17 protein-coding genes, 3 tRNA genes and 1 pseudogene are annotated in these 20,711 nt (G+C 63.9%); 13 read left to right on the forward strand and 8 right to left on the reverse strand.

The genetic code is table 11. From position 1 onward, the window contains the following. Positions 1 to 578, reverse strand: a 578-nt coding sequence (locus AC1DRP_RS25810; protein ID WP_476769934.1) for an HpcH/HpaI aldolase/citrate lyase family protein, incomplete at its 3' end; no start/stop codon positions are given. A 4-nt stretch (positions 579 to 582) separates the two neighbouring features. Further along, positions 583 to 1,080 (reverse strand): MaoC family dehydratase, encoded by a 498-nt coding sequence (locus AC1DRP_RS25815; RefSeq protein ID WP_476769935.1) that lies wholly within the window; start codon positions 1,078 to 1,080, stop codon positions 583 to 585. A gap of 137 nt (positions 1,081 to 1,217) precedes the next feature. Here AC1DRP_RS25815 and AC1DRP_RS25820 point away from each other — a divergent pair, with 137 nt between their 5' ends. Next, positions 1,218 to 2,285, forward strand: a complete 1,068-nt coding sequence (locus AC1DRP_RS25820; protein WP_476769936.1) for a lytic transglycosylase domain-containing protein — start codon at positions 1,218 to 1,220, stop codon at positions 2,283 to 2,285. Then, positions 2,282 to 3,496, forward strand: coding sequence for a DUF2336 domain-containing protein (locus tag AC1DRP_RS25825; RefSeq protein WP_441506150.1), 1,215 nt, complete (start codon positions 2,282 to 2,284; stop codon positions 3,494 to 3,496). Before AC1DRP_RS25820 ends, AC1DRP_RS25825 begins: the two co-directional genes overlap by 4 nt. A gap of 18 nt (positions 3,497 to 3,514) precedes the next feature. On the opposite strand, the gene AC1DRP_RS25830 is transcribed toward AC1DRP_RS25825, so the two are convergent. The 5 genes from AC1DRP_RS25830 to AC1DRP_RS25850 all read right to left on the reverse strand — a co-directional run bounded on the left by AC1DRP_RS25830 (position 3,515) and on the right by AC1DRP_RS25850 (position 7,772). After that, the gene (locus AC1DRP_RS25830; RefSeq protein ID WP_441506149.1) at positions 3,515 to 4,288 is read right to left on the reverse strand and encodes an NAD kinase; all 774 of its coding nucleotides are present in this window, start codon (positions 4,286 to 4,288) and stop codon (positions 3,515 to 3,517) included. 136 nt (positions 4,289 to 4,424) lie between these two features. Further along, entirely contained in the window at positions 4,425 to 5,294 is an 870-nt protein-coding gene (locus AC1DRP_RS25835) for an MBL fold metallo-hydrolase (RefSeq protein ID WP_441506148.1), read from the reverse strand. Between the two features lie 167 nt (positions 5,295 to 5,461). Further along, on the reverse strand, positions 5,462 to 5,815 hold the full coding sequence (locus tag AC1DRP_RS25840) for a hypothetical protein (RefSeq protein WP_476769937.1): 354 nt from the start codon (positions 5,813 to 5,815) through the stop codon (positions 5,462 to 5,464). Positions 5,816 to 5,901: 86 nt separating this feature from the next. Beyond that, positions 5,902 to 5,976: transfer RNA gene (locus AC1DRP_RS25845), tRNA-Thr, on the reverse strand. Positions 5,977 to 6,095: 119 nt separating this feature from the next. Next, entirely contained in the window at positions 6,096 to 7,772 is a 1,677-nt protein-coding gene (locus tag AC1DRP_RS25850) for an MFS transporter (protein ID WP_476769938.1), read from the reverse strand. Between the two features lie 323 nt (positions 7,773 to 8,095). Between AC1DRP_RS25850 and AC1DRP_RS25855 the strand changes: the two genes are divergently transcribed. Beyond that, positions 8,096 to 8,581, forward strand: coding sequence for a hypothetical protein (locus AC1DRP_RS25855; RefSeq protein WP_441491378.1), 486 nt, complete (start codon positions 8,096 to 8,098; stop codon positions 8,579 to 8,581). Positions 8,582 to 8,584: 3 nt separating this feature from the next. Here the strand turns inward: AC1DRP_RS25855 and rlmB are convergent, their stop codons facing one another. Then, entirely contained in the window at positions 8,585 to 9,388 is an 804-nt protein-coding gene (gene rlmB / locus AC1DRP_RS25860; RefSeq protein WP_441491377.1) for a 23S rRNA (guanosine(2251)-2'-O)-methyltransferase RlmB, read from the reverse strand. 130 nt (positions 9,389 to 9,518) lie between these two features. Between rlmB and AC1DRP_RS25865 the strand changes: the two genes are divergently transcribed. The 10 genes and pseudogenes from AC1DRP_RS25865 to AC1DRP_RS25910 all read left to right on the forward strand — a co-directional run. Beyond that, positions 9,519 to 10,079 (forward strand): AAA family ATPase, encoded by a 561-nt coding sequence (locus tag AC1DRP_RS25865; protein ID WP_441506146.1) that lies wholly within the window; start codon positions 9,519 to 9,521, stop codon positions 10,077 to 10,079. 186 nt (positions 10,080 to 10,265) lie between these two features. Next, positions 10,266 to 10,350, forward strand: a tRNA-Tyr gene (locus tag AC1DRP_RS25870). 50 nt (positions 10,351 to 10,400) lie between these two features. Beyond that, a tRNA-Gly gene (locus tag AC1DRP_RS25875) sits at positions 10,401 to 10,474 on the forward strand. Positions 10,475 to 10,556: 82 nt separating this feature from the next. After that, positions 10,557 to 11,046: pseudogene (locus tag AC1DRP_RS25880) on the forward strand (DDE-type integrase/transposase/recombinase); the annotation flags it as partial. Positions 11,047 to 11,220: 174 nt separating this feature from the next. Continuing rightward, the gene (locus AC1DRP_RS25885; protein ID WP_476769939.1) at positions 11,221 to 12,726 is read left to right on the forward strand and encodes a hypothetical protein; all 1,506 of its coding nucleotides are present in this window, start codon (positions 11,221 to 11,223) and stop codon (positions 12,724 to 12,726) included. A 614-nt stretch (positions 12,727 to 13,340) separates the two neighbouring features. Then, entirely contained in the window at positions 13,341 to 15,053 is a 1,713-nt protein-coding gene (locus AC1DRP_RS25890; protein ID WP_476769940.1) for a type I secretion system permease/ATPase, read from the forward strand. A 119-nt stretch (positions 15,054 to 15,172) separates the two neighbouring features. Next, entirely contained in the window at positions 15,173 to 16,609 is a 1,437-nt protein-coding gene (locus AC1DRP_RS25895; RefSeq protein WP_476769941.1) for an HlyD family type I secretion periplasmic adaptor subunit, read from the forward strand. A gap of 924 nt (positions 16,610 to 17,533) precedes the next feature. Further along, positions 17,534 to 18,826 (forward strand): nicotinate phosphoribosyltransferase, encoded by a 1,293-nt coding sequence (gene pncB / locus AC1DRP_RS25900; RefSeq protein ID WP_441506142.1) that lies wholly within the window; start codon positions 17,534 to 17,536, stop codon positions 18,824 to 18,826. A 126-nt stretch (positions 18,827 to 18,952) separates the two neighbouring features. Next, positions 18,953 to 19,639, forward strand: coding sequence for a hypothetical protein (locus AC1DRP_RS25905; RefSeq protein ID WP_476769942.1), 687 nt, complete (start codon positions 18,953 to 18,955; stop codon positions 19,637 to 19,639). Between the two features lie 291 nt (positions 19,640 to 19,930). Continuing rightward, positions 19,931 to 20,711, forward strand: a 781-nt coding sequence (locus tag AC1DRP_RS25910; RefSeq protein WP_476769943.1) for an elongation factor Tu, incomplete at its 3' end; no start/stop codon positions are given.

The raw sequence follows: 20,711 nt of genomic DNA on the forward strand, positions 1-20,711 counted from the left end.
ACCTGCGAGGATGCGGCGGCGAAGAGCGTGAGCGATCGGGCAAGGCGGTAGGGATCGGCATAGGAGCCGTCGCTCAGCCGGTTGGTCTCGGCGCCGAGATCAGCGGACAGGTCTTCCGCTCCCCAGGTCAGAGCCGCGAGCCGATGGGTCGCGCCGGCATAGCTGCCGAGGCCGAAGATGCCCTTTCCGGTCTCGGTGGCGATCGGAATGATCCGCGTCGCGCCGTCCGGGAGTTCGCATTCGGCCTCCCGAACAGCGATCCTGGCGGCGAGATGCGAGACATCGGTGCCGCCCTCGGATTTCGGCAGCATGATCGCATCGGGGGCACCCGGCATGATCATGTCGAGGTCGGCATCGCTGAGCCCGGTCGTGAGTGCATTGATGCGCACGATCAGGAGGGGCCGCTTCGCCTGCTGGCGAGCCGCCTTGAGGAAATCCAGGCTGATGGTGCGGGCCTGGGCCTTACCGTCGAGTGCGACGGAATCCTCCAGGTCCAGGATCAGCGCATCGGCGCCGCTCTCCAGGCCCTTCTGGAGCTTCTTCGGGCTGTCGCCCGGTACGAAAAGGAGCGAACGCATCCGGTCAGACCGCGATCGTCGTGGGTTCGGGGTGTTTGCGCATGAAGGCCTGGCGGCGACATTGGGCGACCAGGGTGCCGTCCTGCTTAAAGGCGCGATGGTGGAACTCGACGATCCCGGCATCGGGTCGCGAGCGGGACTCACGCTTGCCGACGATTTCGGTGACGCAGTTCACGGTGTCGCCCTCGAAGAGCGGGGCAGGGAAGGTCACGTCGGTCATGCCGAGATTGCCGATGGTGGTGYCGACCGTGGTGTCGTTGACGGAGATGCCGATCATCAGCCCCAGCGTGAACAGGGAGTTCATCAGCGGCTTGCCCCACTCCGTCTCGGTCGCGCAGAAATGCGCATCGATATGAAGAGGTTGCGGATTCAAGGTCATGTTCGAGAAGAGCATGTTGTCCATCTGGGTCACGGTGCGCGTAAGCCCGTGCTCGATGACCGCGCCGACCTGGAAATCCTCGAAATAGATCCCGCCGCGCTTGTGCCGTTTCACCTCGGTCATGAACGCTCCTCCAATGCCGCATTCCGGCGCTTCAAGCCGGCTCGGTGATTCCGCGTGTTTAACGGTTCGCTTACCATAATCGGGGCAGTCTCCACAGGAGCTCCGGCACCTTGCGCTCGGGCTGCCCGAGAGTCTGCATGTTCCTGTTCACTACGCCTACGACGCGCGAGACTGCACCGGCCAATCCGGTCGTCAATGCCATTCGCGACGGCGCCGAACGGAGCGGTGCCGGTTTCGATTACCTGCTGAAGACGGCGCAGCGCGAATCGGCGCTTGATCCCGATGCGAAGGCCAAGACCTCGAGCGCCACCGGGCTGTTCCAGTTCATCGAGCAGACCTGGCTTTCCATGGTGAAGCAGGAGGGGCCGAAGCAGGGGCTTTCCAATTACGCCAATGCGATCAGCGCCGACGAGACCGGTCGGCTCAGCGTGCCGGACGCCGCGACGCGAGAAAAGATCCTGCAACTGCGCAATGATMCGCAGGTGGCTGCCGTCATGGCCGGGGCACTGACCCAGAAGAACCGCGACCAGCTTGCCTCGACGCTCGGTCGCCAGCCGAATGCCGGCGAACTCTACATGGCGCATGTGCTCGGCTCGCGTGGCGCGAGCGACCTCATTCGCGCCGCCGGCAACGATCCGACGCGGGTCGCAGCCAAGGACTTTCCCGAGGCCGCTTCGGCCAATCGCAACATCTTCTTCGACAAGGCCGGCCGCGCCCGCACGGCCCAGGAGGTCTACGGCGTGCTGGCGGCGAGCCATGCCAACACGCAGCTTGCCGCAGCAACCACGACCGGGAGCGTCAACTCCGCGGCCGGCACTGACCAGCCGGTGCCGATTGCTGCCGCATTGGCGCCTGGCCGGGCCAAGGGGCTGATCGGGCTGTTCTCGACCGAGGGCTCGCGCCAGCCGGTCTCCAAGGCGGTGGCCAATCTCTGGACGACGCCGCGTAGCGATGCTTCGCGTCTGGCGGCGCTCGATCCGGCCGACCGCTATTTCCCGCGGCAGGGCGCAAGCGACGCCGCTCCGTCTCCTCCGTCCGCCTCACCGGTGCCCGCGAACCCACCGACTGCTACAACTGCTCCCTTGCCGCCATCGCGCCCGCTCGACCTGACCCAGGCTGGGAACACCGTACCCAAGTCCGCGGCGAAGCCGCGTCGTGCCCCGCTCGATCTTTCCGCCTTCATGGTCGAGCGGAGCGGCACATGATCGTTCGCCGTTTCCTGCTCTGGGCCCGGACCGCCAATGCCGAAGCCCGTGCCTCCGGCGCAGCCGCGCTTGCGGGTGCCTATTTGCACTCCGGTATGTCCGACGAGGATCGCCGCGAGGCCGAAACGGCGCTGATCGCCCTGATCGACGATCCGTCGCCCCTGGTTCGCCGCGCCATCGCCGAGGAGGTCGCGACCTCGCCGCGTGCGCCGCGTGCGCTGATCCTCAACCTCATCGCCGAGCAAAGCGACGTGAATGCACTGGTTCTGGCGCATTCACCGGTGCTGTCCGAGGCGGACCTGGTCGATGCGGCTGCCGTCGGGGATGCTCTGGCGCAACGCGCGATTGCACAGCGGCCGTGCCTGCCGACCAGTGTTGCGGCAGCACTCGCCGAAGTCGGCTGCGAGGAAGCGCTGCTGGCCCTGGCAGGCAATCGCAGCGCATGGATGCCGAGTTTCTCGCTTGAGCGCATGTTCGAGCGCGCGGGCGGCTCCGGTGCCTTGCGCGAGGCGCTGCTTGCCCGAAACGATCTGCCCGCAGGACTACGCCAGGCCATTGCAGGGCGGATGTCGGATGCGTTGGCGAGCTTCGTCTCCGGCTGCGGCTGGCTGACGCCGGAGCGCAGCGCAAGGCTGGCGCGCGAGTCGACCGAGCGGGTTGCCGTCGCTCTCGCAGCAGGCGGCGAAGACAGCGATGCGCCTGCGATCGTCGAGTGCCTGCGCGAGAACGGCCGGCTGACGCCGGGGTTGATGCTGCGCTCGCTCCTCAGTGCAGAGCCGGCCCTGGCGGAGGCGGCGTTCTCGTCCCTTTCCGGTCTGCCGCTCGCTCGCGTGTCGGCGATCCTCCGGGACCGGAGTGGCGCGAGCTTGCGGGGGCTGTATCGGAAGGCCGGCATGCCGGGCTCGTTGCTGCCGGCCTTTGCGGCAGCAATCGCCGCATTGAACATGTCCGGCTTCGAACGGGTGAGCGGTACGCAGGGCATCGACCGCGCCATCATGGCCAGCGTCATGAGCTGCTGCGAGAGCCTTGAAAGCAGTGAGGCCGATTCGCTGAACGGTCTGCTGCGGCGGCTCGATGCCGAGGCGGCGCGCGAGGAAGCGCGGCTGATGGCGGATTCGTTTGCAGATGATGCGGCGCTCGCCCTGCTGGTCGAGGCCGATCCGTCCCTGCTCGTCGAACTCGACGAGGCGGATATTCGAAACGCTGCCTGAGGCGTCGTCGCCGGCTGGTCAGTAGCCGAATTGCTCGCGCAGGATGCGTTCATCCAGGCTGTGGCCGGGATCGTGCAGCATGACGAGGTCGATGTTGCGGTCGATCGCGATCGCGACCGAGACGACATTGTCGATCTGGATATGGTCGGCCATCGCACTGACGGGGCGTTTTGGCGCTTCCAGGACCTCGATCATCACCTGCGCCTGGTCGGGAAGCAGGGCGCCGCGCCAGCGCCGCGGGCGAAAGGCGGCGATCGGAGTCAAGGCCAGCAAAGGCGCATCGAGCGGCAGGATCGGGCCATTGGCCGAGAGATTGTAGGCTGTCGAGCCCGCAGGCGTCGCGAGCAGGATACCGTCGGAAATCAGTTCCTCCAGCCGCACCTGGCCATCGACGGACAGGCGCAGCTTCGCCGCCTGGTAGGAGCGCCGGAGCAGGGACACTTCATTGATCGCCTTGGCACGGTATTCCCGGCCATTCTCGTCGATCGCGAGCATCGAAAGCGGGTGGACGATGCTGCGATGGGCGGCTTCCAATCGCTTGGTCAGGCCTCGCTCGCGGAACTCGTTCATCAGGAAGCCGACCGAGCCGCGATTCATGCCGTAGATCGGCTTTCCTGTGCCGATGAAGCGATGCAGCGTCTGCAGCATCAGCCCGTCGCCACCAAGCGCCACAATGACATCGGCGCTGTCGCAATCGGCATTGCCATAGCGCGCGACGAGCTTCTCCAGCGCGGCTTCGGCCTCTGGCGTCTCACTGGCGACGAAGGAGATGGCTGCGAAGCGCGCGGTCATCAGGGGGTCCGGATCAGCCAGGCTCAGGGGCAGGGAGCGGTTGGCATAGCACGGCGGTGACGGAAGGGGCGAGCCAGGGCAGGCATAAAAAGAGCCGGGGTCGCCCCCGGCTCGATGCGCGACGATGCCGCATGCCTCAGATGGACGTGGTCCATTGCACGGGCACGAGCTCGAAGCCGTTGCCCGATTTCGCGATGTAGCCGGTGGCCGGGAATGGCGCATGGTAGAACGCGACCTGCATCTTGTCGGCAGAGACCATGTCGAGCAGCCTGCGACGCGTGGCGGCAGCCTGCGGGCCATCCATATCGAACACCGCGGACCAGTCGGGATTGCGGGCGAAGAGGGCTGGGTGGTTGGTCGTGTCCGACATCACCATCATCCTTGCCGTGCCGGAGCTGAGCGCGAAGGTGGTGTGGCCGGGCGTATGGCCAGGCGCCGCGATGGCGGTGATGCCCGGCAGGATCTCCTTGCCGGCCTCAAACTGCTTCACATCCTTGGAGACAGGGCCGAAGACGCGGCGCACGCCGCCAAATGCCCCCTTCATGGCCTCGGGCGCGGCGTTCATCTTGGCGTCGTCCATCCAGAAGGCCCATTCCGCCGCCGGGACCATGACCTCGGCATTGGGGAAAACGGCCGTGCCGTCCTTCAGGCGGAAGCCGTTGATATGATCGCCATGGAAATGGCTGAAGACGACCGTCGAAACATCCTTGGGATCGAAACCGGCGGCACGGAAATTGGCGAGCCAGGTTCCGGAGGTCGGCGCGCCCGAATCGCCATTGCCGGTATCGATCAGGATGAGCTTTCCGCCGCTCTGGATGGCGAGCGTCGTAAAGGTGATGTTCAAGGCATCGGCTGGCAGGAAGGCCTGCGCCATCGCCGCCTTGACCTCCGCGAGTTCGGCATTGCGGACGAAGCCCTCGAGCTGACGACGGGCGAAGCCGTCATTGATCGCGGTGAGGACCATGTCCCCGATCTTGTAGCGATAGTATCCGGGGGCCTGATTCACGGGGGCTCCTTGCGCTTGAGCCGGTGTGAACCCGGCGGGTAAATCCAACGTGGTGGCAACAGCGAGTGCGCCGGCACCGGCAATCACGGTGCGGCGCGACGGACTAAAAGGCGGCATTGCAGTCTCCCTAGGCGCGTCTTCGGCCTGGGCAGCAGCCTAGCGTCCGGTCAAAGGGCCAATGAGCCGAGCATGGCGTTGCCCGAACATTCCGCGACCAGGGCCTGGAAGGCAGCGCTATCCTCCTCGGCCAGGCATTGCAGGCTCCAGCTCCACTCCGGAGCCTTCTGGCGCAGGAGGTTGATCGCGACGTCGATATTAGCGCTGACCAGGCCGAGCGCCTTCCAGAGCGAACCCTGCTGATAGATGCCGCCCATGGGCGTGCGGCGGCCGACGAGATGGCTCGGCTTGCGCCGTACGGTGAAGCCCAGCGCCTCATAGATATCGGCATCGAGCGCGCGATCGGGCTTTTCGGCCGTCTCGCAACGCTCGGCCAGCGCGAGCAAGTGTTCCCGTCTGTCCATGGCCGTTCGCCCAGCCCGGAGGCTCTCACACCATCSCTTGCACGTTCGTGCCGCTAACCRGTCGCGCGAAGCGAGCCAGAGATGTGTGGTGCCGGATGAGGGGATTGAACCCCCGACCTTCGGTTTACAAAACCGCTGCTCTACCGCTGAGCTAATCCGGCCCGGTCAGCCAGATGCGGTTACCAGCCGCGCGCGGCGAGGGCAAGATCGGTTACCGCTTGCCCAAAGAAAAGCCCCGCCTCCAGGGAGGCGGGGCTCGTACCTGTCGGTGATGGGCCGATCAGTTGTTGTCGTAGGTGAGAATGTCGCGATCCTTGGTCTCGGGCACGAAGAGCATGCCGATGACGAAGGTCATCATCGCGATCACGATCGGGTACCAGAGGCCGTAGAAGATGTCGCCGGTGCCAGCCACCATGGCGAAGGAGGTCGCCGGCAGCAGGCCACCGAACCAGCCGTTGCCGATATGGTAGGGCAGCGACATGYCGGTGTAGCGGATACGGGTCGGGAAGAGCTCGACCAGGGCGGCGGCGATCGGGCCGTAGACCATCGTCACATAGATGACGAGGATCGTCAGGATGCCGATGATGGTCAGCGACTGGGCGTTGAACAGCGCGTTCATGAAGCCGGTCTTGACGATCCGGGCGTCGCCCGCCGCGGGATAGCCGGCGGCGACCGCTTCCTTGGCGATGTTGGCGGCGAAGCCGGCATCGATCGCGACATCCTTGCCGTTGACCGTGACCTTGGCCGCGGTGCCGGCCGGGGCCGGGACCTGGGTGTACTGGATCGCCTGCGAGGCGAGCGTGCGGCGGGCGACATCGCAAGGCTGGGTGAAGGTGCGCACGCCGACCGGGTCGAAGACCGAGCCGCAGCTGGCAGGATCGGCGACGACCTGAACCTTGACGTTCTCATGGGCTGCGGCGAGGCCGGGATTGGCTGCCTTGGTGAGCGCGCCGAAGAGCGGGAAATAGGTCAGCGCCGCGATCAGGCAGCCGGCCAGGATGACGGGCTTGCGGCCGATCCTGTCCGAAAGCGAGCCGAACAGGATGAAGCCGCCGGTGCCGAGGATCAGCGACCAGGCGATCAGCACGTTGGCCGAATAGAGATCGACCTTCAGGATGCTCTGGATGAAGAACAGGGCGTAGAACTGACCGGTGTACCAGACGACGGCCTGGCCGGCGGTGAGGCCGAACAGCGCCAGCAGCGCGATCTTCGCATTCTTCCACTGGCCAAAGGCCTCGGAAAGCGGTGCTTTCGAGCCGCTGCCCTCTTCCTTCATCTTCTTGAAGGCCGGCGATTCCTGCATCTGCAGGCGGATCCAGACCGAGATCGCCAGCAGGAAGATCGAGGCCAGGAATGGAATGCGCCAGCCCCAGGCAGTAAATTCGGCCTCACCCATGGTGGTGCGGATGCCGAGAATGACGATCAGCGAAAGCAGCAGGCCGAGCGTCGCCGTGGTCTGAATCCAGGAGGTGTAGAAGCCGCGACGGCCCGGAGGCGCATGCTCGGCGACATAGACCGCTGCGCCGCCATATTCACCGCCGAGCGCCAGGCCCTGCAGCATGCGCAACGCGATCAGGATCACCGGTGCGATCCAGCCGATCGAGTTGTAGCTCGGCAGCAGGCCGACCAGGAAGGTCGAGGCGCCCATGATCACGATCGTGACGAGGAAGGTGTATTTGCGGCCGATAAGATCACCCAGGCGGCCGAAGAACAGCGCACCGAAGGGGCGGACGAGGAAGCCGGCGGCGAAGGCGAGCAACGCGAAGATGGCGCGCGTATTCGGATCGAAGGCCGAGAAGAAATGCGCGCCGATCATCACGGCGAGCGAACCGTAGAGATAGAAGTCGTACCATTCAAAGACGGTGCCGAGCGACGAAGCGAGAATGACGCGCTTCTCTTCCTTCGTCATGGGGCGTCGCGTCGCCGCAGCCCCCGATGTCTGTGCTGCCATGCTCATGGCGTTCTCCCCTGAATAATGCCCGGCATCGGGACTATCCCCCGGGCCGCCCGTTTCCCTGTGGCTCGATTTCTTGCGACACGATGCCACTGCCTGCCGGGTGAAGTTTCGCTTGCACCAATCCGGCAATTGCACAGGAATGCGCTGACGCGAAATGTTGTGCAATCAAGCACTTGGTCTTGCATCGTTCGACGTAAGACTTAAGGCGTAGAGGTCTTTCCCTCGTTCCCGCACGCGGCGGATTTTCCCGGATTGGCAGTGCGGCGCTGACTGTCCTATAGTCAGCGCGAGGCCGACATGATGCGGGGAAGGGGAGCGCGCTGATGCCGCGCATCCATGCAACGTTGCCGCTGCTGGCATTCCTGGTTTTCCTGAGCCCGGTCAGCGAGGTTGTGGCAGCTGGGTCAGGCAGGGCTTTCGCGCCGGCCGGGCCGCCGTCCTTTGCGCCGCGAATGGCTCCTGGCTTTCGGCATTTGGCGCGCCAGAATGGACCGATATTCCGGCATGATCGTGCCCGACGTTTCCTGGGCAACCCGGGGTTCATCGGCGGCCCCTGGTATTCCCCCTCCGATTTCGGCCGCGACACCGTGATCCTGCAGGAGCGCGAGGCAGAGCGGACTATCGATCGCTCGCGCGATTATACGCCGGTGATGGTGGGGATTCCGCAGCCCCCGACGCCCGAGCCGGTGATCTACCGGCTGGAAGGTTCACGGCAGCGGCCGATTGTGCGCATCATCCGTGTCGGCGAGCAGGGGAGCTATGCCCGCGACGAGGACGGCGCCCGCATCCGCAATGTGCCCCGGCGCTGAGTGTCAGCGCCGCCGGCTTGCCGCATAGAGCGCGATCGCGGTGGCGTTTGAGACGTTGAGGCTGGTGATCGCACCCGGCACTTCCAGCCTTGCGAGATGGTCGCAGAGATCGCGGCTGCGCTGACGCAGGCCTTTCCCTTCCGCACCCATCACCATGACGAGTGGCCGCTGCAGGGCGATTTCGTCGAAGGCAGTCGCCCCTTCCGAATCAAAGCCGATTCGCTGGAAGCCGCGCTTGCCAAGCTGATCCAACGCATCGCCGAGATTGCGCACGGCGATCAGCGGAACATGCTCGAGCGCGCCGGATGCCGATTTTGCCAGCACGCCGGTTGCTGCCGGAGAATGGCGAATCGTGACAATCACCGCGGCAGCGCCGAACGCGGCGGCCGATCGCAGGATCGCTCCGACATTGTGCGGGTCGGTGATCTGGTCGAGCGCGAGCACGATCGCATCGTCGGGAAGGCTGTCCAGATCAGGCGAGGGCAGGGGATCGCAGACCAGATAGAGGCCCTGATGCACGGCATCTGGAGTGAGCAGGCGGTCGATCTCGGACGGGCGGACCAGCTCGGGTTCGAGCGGCAGCGTGCCGACCTCCTCGCTCAGCCGCTTCAGGGCGTTCTCCGTGGCGAGGAGGCGTCGAAAGCGTCGATTGGGATTGCGAAGTGCCTCGATGACCGGATGGACGCCGTAGAGCACGGCCTCGTCGATATCGCCGGGCCGGTGTGGCGGGGGGCCGGCATCGCGGTCGCGGCGTGCGAAGGGCTTGCCGCCGGGCCTGGCCGGCTTGGGGCGGAACGGCGCGGGCATGGGGACCTCCGAAGCGTGACGGCCCATGCCCTGCCACGGCGGGCGGCGCTTTGCCAGCCCGGACGACGGATTTTCGGTGTCGAGCAGCAGCGGACGCTGTCGCAGGCAAGAGGGATTGAGAGGGAACGGGATGGCTAGGACCGAGGATATCCAGCGCTTCGTCGTGATTACCGGTGGGCCCGGTTCCGGCAAGACGACGTTGATCGAGGCGCTCTCAAAGCGAGGATTTGCGACGTCTCCGGAAGCCGGCCGCGCCATCATTCGCGATCAGGTGGCGATCGAGGGACAGGCATTGCCCTGGGCCGATCGCGAGCTCTTCGCCGAGCTGATGCTGAGTTGGGAGCTGCGCTCCCATCAGGCTGCGAGGGAGCAGGCCGGGCTGGTCATTTTTGATCGAGGGGTTCCCGATATCGCGGGTTATCTGAGGCTCTCGGGACTTGGTGTTCCCGCGCATGTGGACAACGCGGCAAGACGGTTCCGCTACCGAAGCGAGGTCTTCGTCGCGCCGCCCTGGCGCGAGATCTTTGGGCAGGACGAGGAGCGCAAGCAGGATTTCGCCGAGGCTGAGCGAACCTACGAGGCGATGGTCGCGGCCTATGACGATTATGGCTACCGGCTGTGCGAGGTACCGCGGTTGAGCGTGGAGGCGCGCGCGGATTTCATCGAGGCTTGGATTACAGTTGGTTTCTGAGGCTCTGGCCATGCCGGCCCCGGAAAGGGGCTGGGGACGGATACAAGGAAACGTGGGTGAACCGGCTTTTTGCCGTTGACACGCCGGAGCCCGGTCACCATAAGTCCGCCCGCACCTGTTGCCCGTCACGAAAGTGAAACAGGCGCTTGGACAACGTTGCTTCACGGCGCGCGTCCACGACACGGCGGGGGAATGTCCCGAGCGGCAAAGGGGGCGGACTGTAAATCCGCTGGCTATGCCTTCGCAGGTTCGAGTCCTGCTTCCCCCACCACCGTGTCCTGTCTATGTTGATGTCGCCGTTCAGGCGGTGTCGCACCCGGCGCGGGTGTAGCTCAATGGTAGAGCAGCAGCCTTCCAAGCTGAATACGAGGGTTCGATTCCCTTCACCCGCTCCAACACTCTCGCCTCAGAATGGCGAAGAGCCGGCTCGGTGCATCCAGACAGGTCGGATAAGTGTAGCTCCTGCCTGAACACGGCGAGGTGCTCCATCGCCGGCCGAACACCTCGAAGCCGGCGCCGGGATACAAGATCTTCCCCCACCTTCTGCGCAAGCAGCCGGTTACGCGGCCTAATCAGGTCCGGGAAATGGATGTCTCCTACATCCCCATGGCGCGCGGCTTCGTCTACCTGAGGGCTGTCGTCGATTGGTTCAGACGCCGGGTTCTGGCCGGGCGTTGTCGATCACCATGGATGTCGCGTTCTGCATCGAGACGGTCGAAGAAGCGATGGCTCGCCATGGCRAGCCTGACATCGCCAACACGCATCAGGTCCGCGGTTCACCAGCCGGAAGTTCACCGCTCTGCTTATCGGCGCCAGCGTCAAGATCAGCATGGACGGCAGAGACGCCTGGCGCGCCAACGTCTTCGTCTAACGCCTCCGGCGATCAATGAAAGTTGAAGAGGTCCATCTGCGCGCCCATGGCGGCGTGTCCGAGGCTCGCGCCTCGATCAGGTGGTATCTGACCTGGCTCGCCACAAGTTCGTCGGCCAATCGCCTTTGCTTCTGCGCAGATTAGCCTCGATCTCGGCTGATTGACGCCATGAAGGTAAACAATCTTCCGGCCGCCTCGTACCGTTTTGGTACACGACGCTCCCCCACCCGTGGCTATCGCTCACGGCACCCAGAGAGAGGGAAGACCGCCTTGGCTCGCTTCGCGCATGATACGCATCAACGACACGACAACCATCACCAGCACGGTGATCACAATCCGCCCCAACCGCCCGAGACGCCCACTCCCCCCACCTCATCTGCTCCGGAATTTTCGGATCTCGGCGCCACGTTCAACGACGCGACCCGCGCGCTCGTTGGCGGCCTATGGCAAAACGCAGTCGAGGAAGGCGGCCAAGGCCATGGCAGCGTGGTGCGATATGTGGACGACCTCAAAGCGGTGGAGAGCGGTCTCCAGTCCGAGATAAAGGCAGGTCAATTTTCCGGCGACACGCTCACGCATATCCAGACGGTCTTGTCCGATATCACGACCGCGCTTTCGGCCGCGACAGCATCCGTGAATGGCGGCGGATCATTCGGCAGCGTCGCAAATGCCGAGGCTGCTCTGCGTGCAAGCCATCTCGAAATCCTCGATACCGTCAATAACGATCACACGCTTTCGACCTTGGCCACGCAGAATGGCGCGACCGGATTTCTCGCGGCGCCGGAGACGCTACCCGACGGCGTGACTGCGGCGACTGCGCCTCATGCCACCCTGGCCCAGATCGGTGCCATCTTCAACGATGCGGCCAATCGCATTCTCGGCGGTGTCAATTCGGACAACAAGGCGATCATCACCAGTGACATGAACGCCGTCGTCAGCGGCCTCAAGCATTTGATCGACGCGCAGCCCGCGCAGTTCGAGGGTCTCACCGGCATTCATGCCGACACCGTCATGAGGCAGGCGCAACTCGAAATCACCTATATCAACCAGGCTGGCATCGACCCGGACGCCGGCCGGGGCAGCAACGACAATATCCTGGACATGATCGATATCATCCAGGGGGATGCAAATCTGGCTGGTTTGGCCAGCCAGGGAGGCGTATCGGGCTTTTCCCAATTTCCTGACGCTCTCAATCCAACCCCGAGATATCAGGACAATGCCGCTCAAACGGCTTTCTGGGCAAACTTCATCGCGCAAGGCAACTCGCTGGGCCAGCGGGCAGAACAACTTGTCGGATCGGGCGATACGCATGCGATCAATGCCCTGATCAGCGAGTTTCAAACCTTCGAAAAGAACGCAACCAAGTTCGATCTGGCGCAGGGTGGGATCTTCGGGGCACGCTTCGACAATGAATTGACACCGAGCAGCACGCTCGGGGCCGAAGTCGATGCGATGATCAAAGGTCTCAAGACCGGCGATRCTGCCCTGGTCACGGCAGCTGYCGAGGTCATCCACGACAATGCCGCAGACGTGGGTGGCAACAACATTCCGATAACCGGCGGCCATTTCAACCCGGATGGCCTGACCGTGGCCCAGGTGCTGTCGACGGCGGTCACTGCGCCCGCGACCGCAGCCGCTGATCCGAAACCAACGCCGACACCTCCGGGTACGGTCGCTGACGCTGCCCCGCCTTCGTCACACGATCACGCGACAGCCGACATCCATCATTCACCGATTGTCGATACGGCACATCATCTCCATCACATGTGGGGATGACGTCGCGCGGGCAGGCTTCCAACTCCTGGTTCATCCATGGTGTTGGAAGCCGACTCGGCCGAGCGGCCGCAGACGGGAGGACGTCATTGTTGGCGCCCGAAAGCAGCGCTGCCCCCGCCATTGCGTGATCTGATTGGCGCGGACGTCGAACTGCCGCGCCAACTCCGGAAGCGTCCCGTCGCCTTTCAGCGCCGGCAACGACACCTTTGCCTTGAAAGCCGGTCTGTGGTTCCGACATGTCCGGCGCTTCGTGGCCTCTCCTGCTCACGGCCAACCTGCCGCGTTCAGGCAAACTGGACTTAGCCGACCTGCCTTAGCCGACCTGCCTTGGATTGCCCGAGCCGGCTCTGTGTCTCGCTCATGGCGGTCGCTTCATCGCGCCGCGCGGCTTGACGGGAACCGGCGCATTCTTGCCGGAAAATGGGGCGGTATCGCCCGTCAAGCACATGTGATCGCCGACACGTATCGGCCGGACAAAAAGGCGCAGAAGAGGCATGAGTCTCGCTCAAAGCTACGGACCAGAGATATTTCAATCCGGCACGATATCTGAGGGGCGCTCGATACCGGCATCTGACGATCCGGTCGCACGCGGGTTGCGCGACAGTGCGCGTCGCATGACCGGAATCGCCGTGTTCAGCGGCGTGATCAATCTGCTGATGCTGTCTGGCTCACTCTATATGCTGCAGGTCTATGATCGGGTGATCCCGAGCCGCAACATCGCGACCTTGCTTGGTCTTTCGCTCGTGGTTCTGCTGGCCTATCTCATTCAAGGCTATGCCGACGCGCTGCGCTCGCGCATGCTCTCCCGCGTCGGAACGCTGTTCGATGTCGGCCTGCAGGAAGCGATCCACACCGCGCTCGCCACGCTTCCTCTGCGCGGCGTGAAGCCCATCCTGATGCAGCAGCCGCTCCGCGATCTGGATCAGATTCGGGCGTTCATGTCGGGCATGGGGCCGACGGCGTTCCTGGACATGCCGTGGATCCCGATCTTCATCATCGCCTTGTTTCTGTTCCATCCGGCGATTGGCGTCACGGCCGTGCTTGGGACCGTTGCCATCATTGCGATGACAGTGTTGACCGAGCGCGTGTCGCGTGGGGCAGCCAGGGCCGCCATGGACAGCAGCGCGCAGCGCCAGGTCCTGGCGGATGCGACCCGGCAAAATGCCGAAGTGATCCGGGCGCTTGGAATGCAGGACCGATTCACGGCGCGTTGGTCGCAGGCCAATGAACGCTGTCTGCGCGAAAATGGCCGGGCCAGCGACGTCTATGCCAATCTCGGATCAGCTGCGAAGGTTCTCCGCTACGTGCTGCAATCCGGGATGTTGGGCATCGGCGCCTATCTCGTCGTGACCGACAAGGCGTCGGGGGGCATCATGATTGCCTCGTCGATCATGATGGGGCGGGCGCTTGCGCCCATCGAGGTGGCGCTTGGCAGCTGGAAACAACTTGTCGCTGCGCGTCAGAGCATTGCCCGCTTGCGCGAAATCCTCAAGGTGACCGCTGCTCCTCCCGCGCCACCGGTGATGCTCCCGCGCCCTTGCCGCGAACTCCTGGTTCAGGACCTCGCCGTTACCGCACCAGGCACGGATAAAGCGATCGTCTCGCATATTTCATTTTCGCTCACGGCGGGCATGGGATTGGCGCTTCTCGGCGCGAGCGCATCGGGAAAAACCTCGCTGTCGAAGGCCCTGGTCGGAATTTGGCCGGTCAGCAATGGCGTGGTGCGGCTTGACGGCGCAGCGATCGATCAGTGGCGCAATGAGGACCTGGGGCGTCATGTCGGCTATCTCCCGCAGGATGTGGCCTTGTTCGACGGCACCGTCGCAGAAAATATCTGCCGATTTGAAGATCAGGCGACGTCCGAGGCCATTTTGAAGGCCGCGCAGATAGCGGGCGTGCACGACATCATCTTGCGTTTGCCGGAGGGATATTCAACGCGCATCGGCGAAGGCGGCATGTCGCTCTCGGCGGGGCAGCGCCAGAGGATTGGATTGGCGCGCGCGGTCTACGGTGATCCGTTCCTCGTCGTGCTCGATGAGCCCAATGCCAATCTTGATGCGGAGGGGGAAGGCGCATTAGCGCGCGCCATTCAGATCCTGCGTCGCGACAAATCCATTGTCATCGTCATCTCGCATCGTCCCAGCGCTCTCTCCGAACTGAACATGGCGATGGTCCTCCACGAGGGCAAGACGGTTGCATTCGGCCCCCGCGACGAGATCTTTGCGCGCGTTCACACAGAGAAGACCGTGGCAACGCGCCGACCTGCGACAGTGTCAAGCGCGAACCAGATTGGCCAGACACAGGTTGCCGAGGTCGTTCCCTCGTGAACCGCAGTGGCCCCACGCAGCCTCCGGCGCATCTCAGCCCGCCCATCGCACCTGTCGACCCGACGCCGTTGGCGCCCGTGCCAGCCCATGTCGCGTCGGCCAATGGAGCTCAACGGCAAATGTTGCATATCGATACATCCCGATCGACTGTTCACCCCAGGGGAAGCGACGCCGCGGCTACGCCGGCAAGTGACCGATTGATCGACAGGCGCCGCGCCGAGCTGACGGCTGGCACGGCGGATGCCCGGAATGATACTCTGGCGTCGCGGGTCGAACGCGCGTTCAACCGCGAGCTCAGGATTGGCCTTCGGGTTTTGATCGGTGGCGGAGTCTTGATCGGTGCGTGGAGTGCATTGATGCCGCTGGCCGGCGCGGTCGCCGTTCCCGGCAATCTGGTCGTTCAATCGAACGTCAAGGCGATCCAGCATCCGACCGGYGGAATTGTCGCGCAGATTCCGGTCCATAATGGCATGCGGGTGAACGCTGGCGATCTGCTGCTGCAACTGGATGCAACCCAGGCGCGGGCGAGTCTCCAGGTGGTGAGCAAGCAGCTTGATGAATTCCGGGTTCGGATTGCACGGCTGATGGCCGAGCGCGACGCTCACGCGCAGATCGAAACGCCGCCCGAGATGGCCGCGCGATCGGCAGAGACCGGTGTCAACGCGCTCCTGGCGTCGGAAGAGTCGCTGTTCAAGGCTCGTGCGAATGCGCGGCAAAGCCAGAAGGACTTGCTGCAAAGTCGTGTCGCGCAGCTTGGCGAAGAGATTTCAGGCCTCGATGCCCAGCTCAAATCCAAGGCAAGCCAGCTGGAATTGATCGGGGGCGAACTCTCTGGAATCAAGACGCTGTATGACAAGAAGCTTGTGCCGCTGACGCGATTTACGACCCTGCAGCGAGAATCCGCACGTATCGAGGGCGAGCGGGGGCAACTGATCTCGGCAATCGCCGAGACAAAGGCAAAAATCGGCGAGGCACAGCTTCAGATCGTAAGGATCGATCAGGACTTTCGGACCGATGTCGTGAAGGAACTCGGCGAGGCCAGGGGCAAGGAGGCCGAGCTCGTCGAGCGTGGCGTTTCCGCGCGAGACCTCCTCGACCGGATCGATATTCGTGCACCGACCTCGGGCGTGATTCACCAGCTTGCCGCGCACACGATCGGCGGTGTCGTCCGCGCCGGCGACACGGTCATGGAAGTCGTGCCGGATTCCGACGATCTGCAGGTCGAGGCGCGGCTCCAGCCCAACGACATCGACCAGGTGCGGTCGGGTCAGAAGGCGTTCATCCGCTTTTCCGCCTTCAACCAACGTGTGACACCGCAGCTGACGGGTGTCGTATCGTATGTTTCTGCCGATATCAGCCGCGACCAGCAGACCAATGCTCCGTTTTTCACGGTGAGGGTCGCCCTTCCTAACGATGAACGTCGCCGGTTGGCCGACTCGCCGCTCGTTTCGGGGATGCCGGCGGAGGTCTTCATGCAGACAGGGAGCCGCACAATGATGAGCTACCTGCTGAAGCCGATCTCCGATCAACTGCAACGTGCCTTTATCGAGCGCTGACACGGGGGGCGAGTTTTTCGGAAAGCTTCGCCTCGACTATGATCGGTTTGATGCTCTTCTCGACGAGAAGATAGAAGACAAGCAGAAGAACCTTCCGTTCGCCCTGCATCGTCATCGTTGACTGGTGTCTGCCCGGGGTCGACAGCCGAGCCGGACCATGTCCGGCCCGGATGGTCAGGTCCCGGCCTGTTCTCTATCGATAACAGGACACGATGACGTTTCGGCGCGCGGGCGGGTGCCGCAGCGTGGAATATCGAAAAAATGTGGAGTTATCGAACGATAAATCCCTCAACTTCGGCGGAGAAAACGTCTATCTAAGAAATTACTGTGCCTCGCATGGCTATCGAGATCGCGCTGCCGGGTAACAGGACAAATTGGATCTGTTGGCGGCGAAGCTGTCGAATATAGCTCGCAACAGGAGACAGGACGATGGGAACGGTTCAACGGGCATGCCTGCTGATCGCCTGCGGGATTGTGTTGTCGGGCTGCCAGGTGACGCAAGAGAGGGCTGCGCAGCTTGCTCCTGTCTGCGCGATTCCGGTCAATCGGACAGTTCAATCCATGTACTGGCTTGAATGCCAGTCGGTCTATTCGTCCTCGGGCTATTATGCGAAGCGCTATTAGGAACTGGCCGAGGGGCGGACGCACGCCGCCCGCCATGTCTGGTGGTGCCCCTCAGCCCTGACCCCGCACATTGCTGCCTGCGGCAGGTTCGCCTTCGACGAGACTTGCGTCAGCGCGAGGATGGCGCGGCCGCCCCGTTTTGGCTTCTGCGGGATCACCATTTGCGTGCAGAGCGTTTGCCTGCGGCCGGGCTTTGCCCTGCACGCCGCTCGCCCCCGACGCGAATTCGGGTGGATGTTCAAGGCTCGCGATCTCGCCTAGTTCTTTTCGGCCCTTCAGCCGCACGGACACGCGCGCCGCATGACCCTGACCGATATCGCGACGAGAACCTACAACCACGGCTGGCGGCTCGACCCGATCATTCGCAGCCTGCTCGATACGGATTTCTACAAGCTGCTGATGCTGCAGATGATCCGGAGCTTTCATCCGGATGTGCAAGTCACCTTCTCGCTGATCAACCGGTCCCGCCATATCCGGCTTGCCGATCTTGTCGATGAGAACGAGCTCAGGGCGCAGCTCGATCATGCCCGCGGTTTGCGCTTCAGCAAGAAGGAATTGATCTGGCTCGCGGGCAACAGCTTCTACGGCAGGACGCAGATGTTCTCGCCGGATTTCCTGGCCTGGCTCGCCGAATTCCAGTTGCCGGAATACGAGCTCAGGCGGGTGGACGGCCAGTACGAACTGCATTTCAGCGGCCCCTGGACGCACAGCACGATGTGGGAGGTGCCGGCCCTGGCGATCATCAACGAGTTGCGTGCGCGCCGGGTGATGGTTGGTCAGAAGCGCTTCTCGCTCGATGTGCTCTATGCCCGCGCCAAAGCGAAGATGTGGGCGAAGGTCGAGCGTCTGCAGCAGTTGCCGGAACTGCGCCTCTCGGATTTCGGCACGCGGCGCCGCCATGGGCATCTCTGGCAGCGCTGGTGCGTGGAGGCGCTGAAGGAGGGGCTCGGCCCACGCTTCACGGGCACATCGAATGTGCTGCTCGCCATGGACAATGATCTCGAGGCGATCGGCACCAACGCGCATGAGCTGCCGATGGTGCTCGCGGCGCTGGCAGACAGCGACGAGACGATGCTGGGTGCGCCCTACCGTGTGCTCGAGGAATGGAGCAAGGTCTATGGCGGCAATCTGCTGATCGCATTGCCTGACGCCTTCGGAACCACCGATTTCCTGCGGCGCGCGCCCGACTGGGTTGCGGACTGGACTGGGTTCCGTCCCGATAGTGCCCCGCCGATAGCCGCCGGCGAGCAGATCATCGCCTGGTGGCGCGAGAAGGGGCGCGATCCGCGCGAAAAGTTGCTGGTCTTCTCGGATGGGCTCGACGTCGCCGCGATCGAACGGGTCTACCAGCATTTCGATGGAAAGGTGCGCATGGCCTTCGGCTGGGGCACCGATCTCACCAACGATCTCGTCGGATGCTCGCCGGACGGTTCGCGCGCGCTCGATCCGATGTCGCTGGTCTGCAAGGTGACGCGGGTGAACGGCCAACCGGCGGTGAAGCTCTCCGACAATCCCGACAAGGCTTCGGGCGAGCCAGGCGAAGTCGGCCGCTATCGGCGGGTGTTCGGGGCGCACGCCGTATCTTCGCAATAGGGCGAGGCGAGTGCCGGCACGGGGGCGGTTTTCCTGCGTGCCCAATACCTTGGTTCAACTGGCGCAATGATTTCGGGATCGTTAACGCCCGCCAGTCGCATTTTGCGCAGGGGGCATTTCGACGCCATGATTCGATTTCTGCTTGCAGCCGTTCTGGGCACGGCGCTTGCCGGCTGCGTTACGCCGGACCGAGGACTGACCTTCTCGGAGATACGCGATCTCAGGATCGTCGACGTTATCGTCGAAACGCCAAAGCCCGTCGACGGCCAGACAGCCATAGTCTGGCCGAAGGCTGGAATGGCCTATGCCGGCACGCAGATGCCGGCATCGACCCGTCCCGTTTCCCTGGGGCGTGATCCTGCCGGAGCGGGCAATGGGCCGACGCCGGAGGAGGCTGCGTGGGATGAGAAATTCATGGCTCTCAGCCGGAGCGCGGCTGCTCGGACGCAGATGTACAGCACGCTGGCGCAGATCACTCGCGACAGCTTCCGAAAGCGCTTTACCGAACAGCCTTCGGGCAAGCACGCGGCCAAGCTGAAGGTCGTGGTGAGGTCGCTGATAGCTCCCGGTGGGCAGGCGAATTTCAGCGCGGACGTGATCGTGCTCGATGGGGTGACGGGGCGGCCGCTGACGCAATACCCTAACCTGACTGGCGTCAGGGCTGCATCGACTGCGGTCGTGCCTGCCACGCCCGTGGGAATCCTCATCGGGTTTGYTGCGCTCGCCATTGCCGACCAGATCCGGGGTGATCCAGCGTATGAGGCGATCGACAGTGCCTCCGCGTCGTTTTCCGCCTGGCTCCTGCGCGAGTAGCCGTGGCGGGGGCGTGGTTCGTGAGGGGCATTTAGGGGCTCCGGCCTTGGCCGGCTTGCGGTTGCTCGCCAAGGCCACGGACGGGGAGCTTTCTCGCGAACAGATTCCAGTGCCGGCTCACTGAGGGCGGCGGTCTCGTGACGATGCCCTGAGCGCAGGACGCATGCGGTTGGGGTGACGCGGTGCGCGGCTGGCGTCATCTCGCCCGCCACAGCTTGCATCGACGCGCAAAACCCCCTAATGCGACCCCGTTTTCCGGCCGGGGATGGCCGTCGTCGAGGAAAAGGTGTCATGGCCAAAGAGAAGTTTGCGCGGACGAAGCCGCACTGCAATATCGGAACGATTGGTCACGTTGACCATGGCAAGACGTCTTTGACGGCTGCGATCACGAAGGTTCTGGCCGAGTCTGGCGGTGCGTCGTTCACGGCGTATGACCAGATCGACAAGGCGCCTGAGGAGAAGGCCCGCGGCATCACGATCTCGACGGCTCACGTCGAGTACGAGACTGCGAACCGTCACTATGCGCATGTCGACTGCCCCGGCCACGCCGACTACGTGAAGAACATGATCACGGGTGCGGCGCAGATGGACGGCGCGATCCTGGTCGTGTCGGCTGCCGACRGCCCGATGCCGCAGACGCGCGAGCACATCCTGCTGGCGCGCCAGGTCGGCGTTCCGGCGCTGGTGGTGTTCATGAACAAGGTCGACCTGGTCGACGACGCGGAGCTGCTCGAGCTGGTCGAGATGGAGATCCGCGAGCTGCTGTCGAAGTACGACTTCCCGGGCGACGACATCCCGATCACCAAGGGCTCGGCCAAGGCTGCGCTGGACAACGTCTCGCCCGAGATCGGCCATGACGCGGTGATCGAGCTGATGAAGACGGTCGACGCCTATATCCCGCAGCCGGAGCGTCCGATCGACCAGCCGTTCCTGATGCCGGTCGAAGACGTGTTCTCGATCTCGGGCCGTGGCACGGTGGTGACCGGTCGCGTCGAGCGCGGCATCGTCAAGGTCGGCGAGGAAATCGAGATCGTTGGCCTGAAGGACACCGTGAAGACGACGGTGACCGGCG

The sequence above is a fragment of the Allobosea sp. 01N443 genome, assembly GCF_056399325.1.

What these genes read in the sequence shown, in the direction of transcription:
- AC1DRP_RS25825 (WP_441506150.1), top strand. Translation starts at nt 2,282, where the DNA reads ATGATCGTTCGCCGTTTCCTGCTCTGGGCCCGGACCGCCAATGCCGAA.
- AC1DRP_RS25830 (WP_441506149.1), bottom strand. Translation starts at nt 4,288, where the DNA reads ATGACCGCGCGCTTCGCAGCCATCTCCTTCGTCGCCAGTGAGACGCCA.
- AC1DRP_RS25840 (WP_476769937.1), bottom strand. Translation starts at nt 5,815, where the DNA reads ATGGACAGACGGGAACACTTGCTCGCGCTGGCCGAGCGTTGCGAGACG.
- AC1DRP_RS25855 (WP_441491378.1), top strand. Translation starts at nt 8,096, where the DNA reads ATGCCGCGCATCCATGCAACGTTGCCGCTGCTGGCATTCCTGGTTTTC.
- pncB (WP_441506142.1), top strand. Translation starts at nt 17,534, where the DNA reads ATGACCCTGACCGATATCGCGACGAGAACCTACAACCACGGCTGGCGG.
- AC1DRP_RS25890 (WP_476769940.1), top strand. Translation starts at nt 13,341, where the DNA reads ATGACCGGAATCGCCGTGTTCAGCGGCGTGATCAATCTGCTGATGCTG.
- rlmB (WP_441491377.1), bottom strand. Translation starts at nt 9,388, where the DNA reads ATGCCCGCGCCGTTCCGCCCCAAGCCGGCCAGGCCCGGCGGCAAGCCC.
- AC1DRP_RS25865 (WP_441506146.1), top strand. Translation starts at nt 9,519, where the DNA reads ATGGCTAGGACCGAGGATATCCAGCGCTTCGTCGTGATTACCGGTGGG.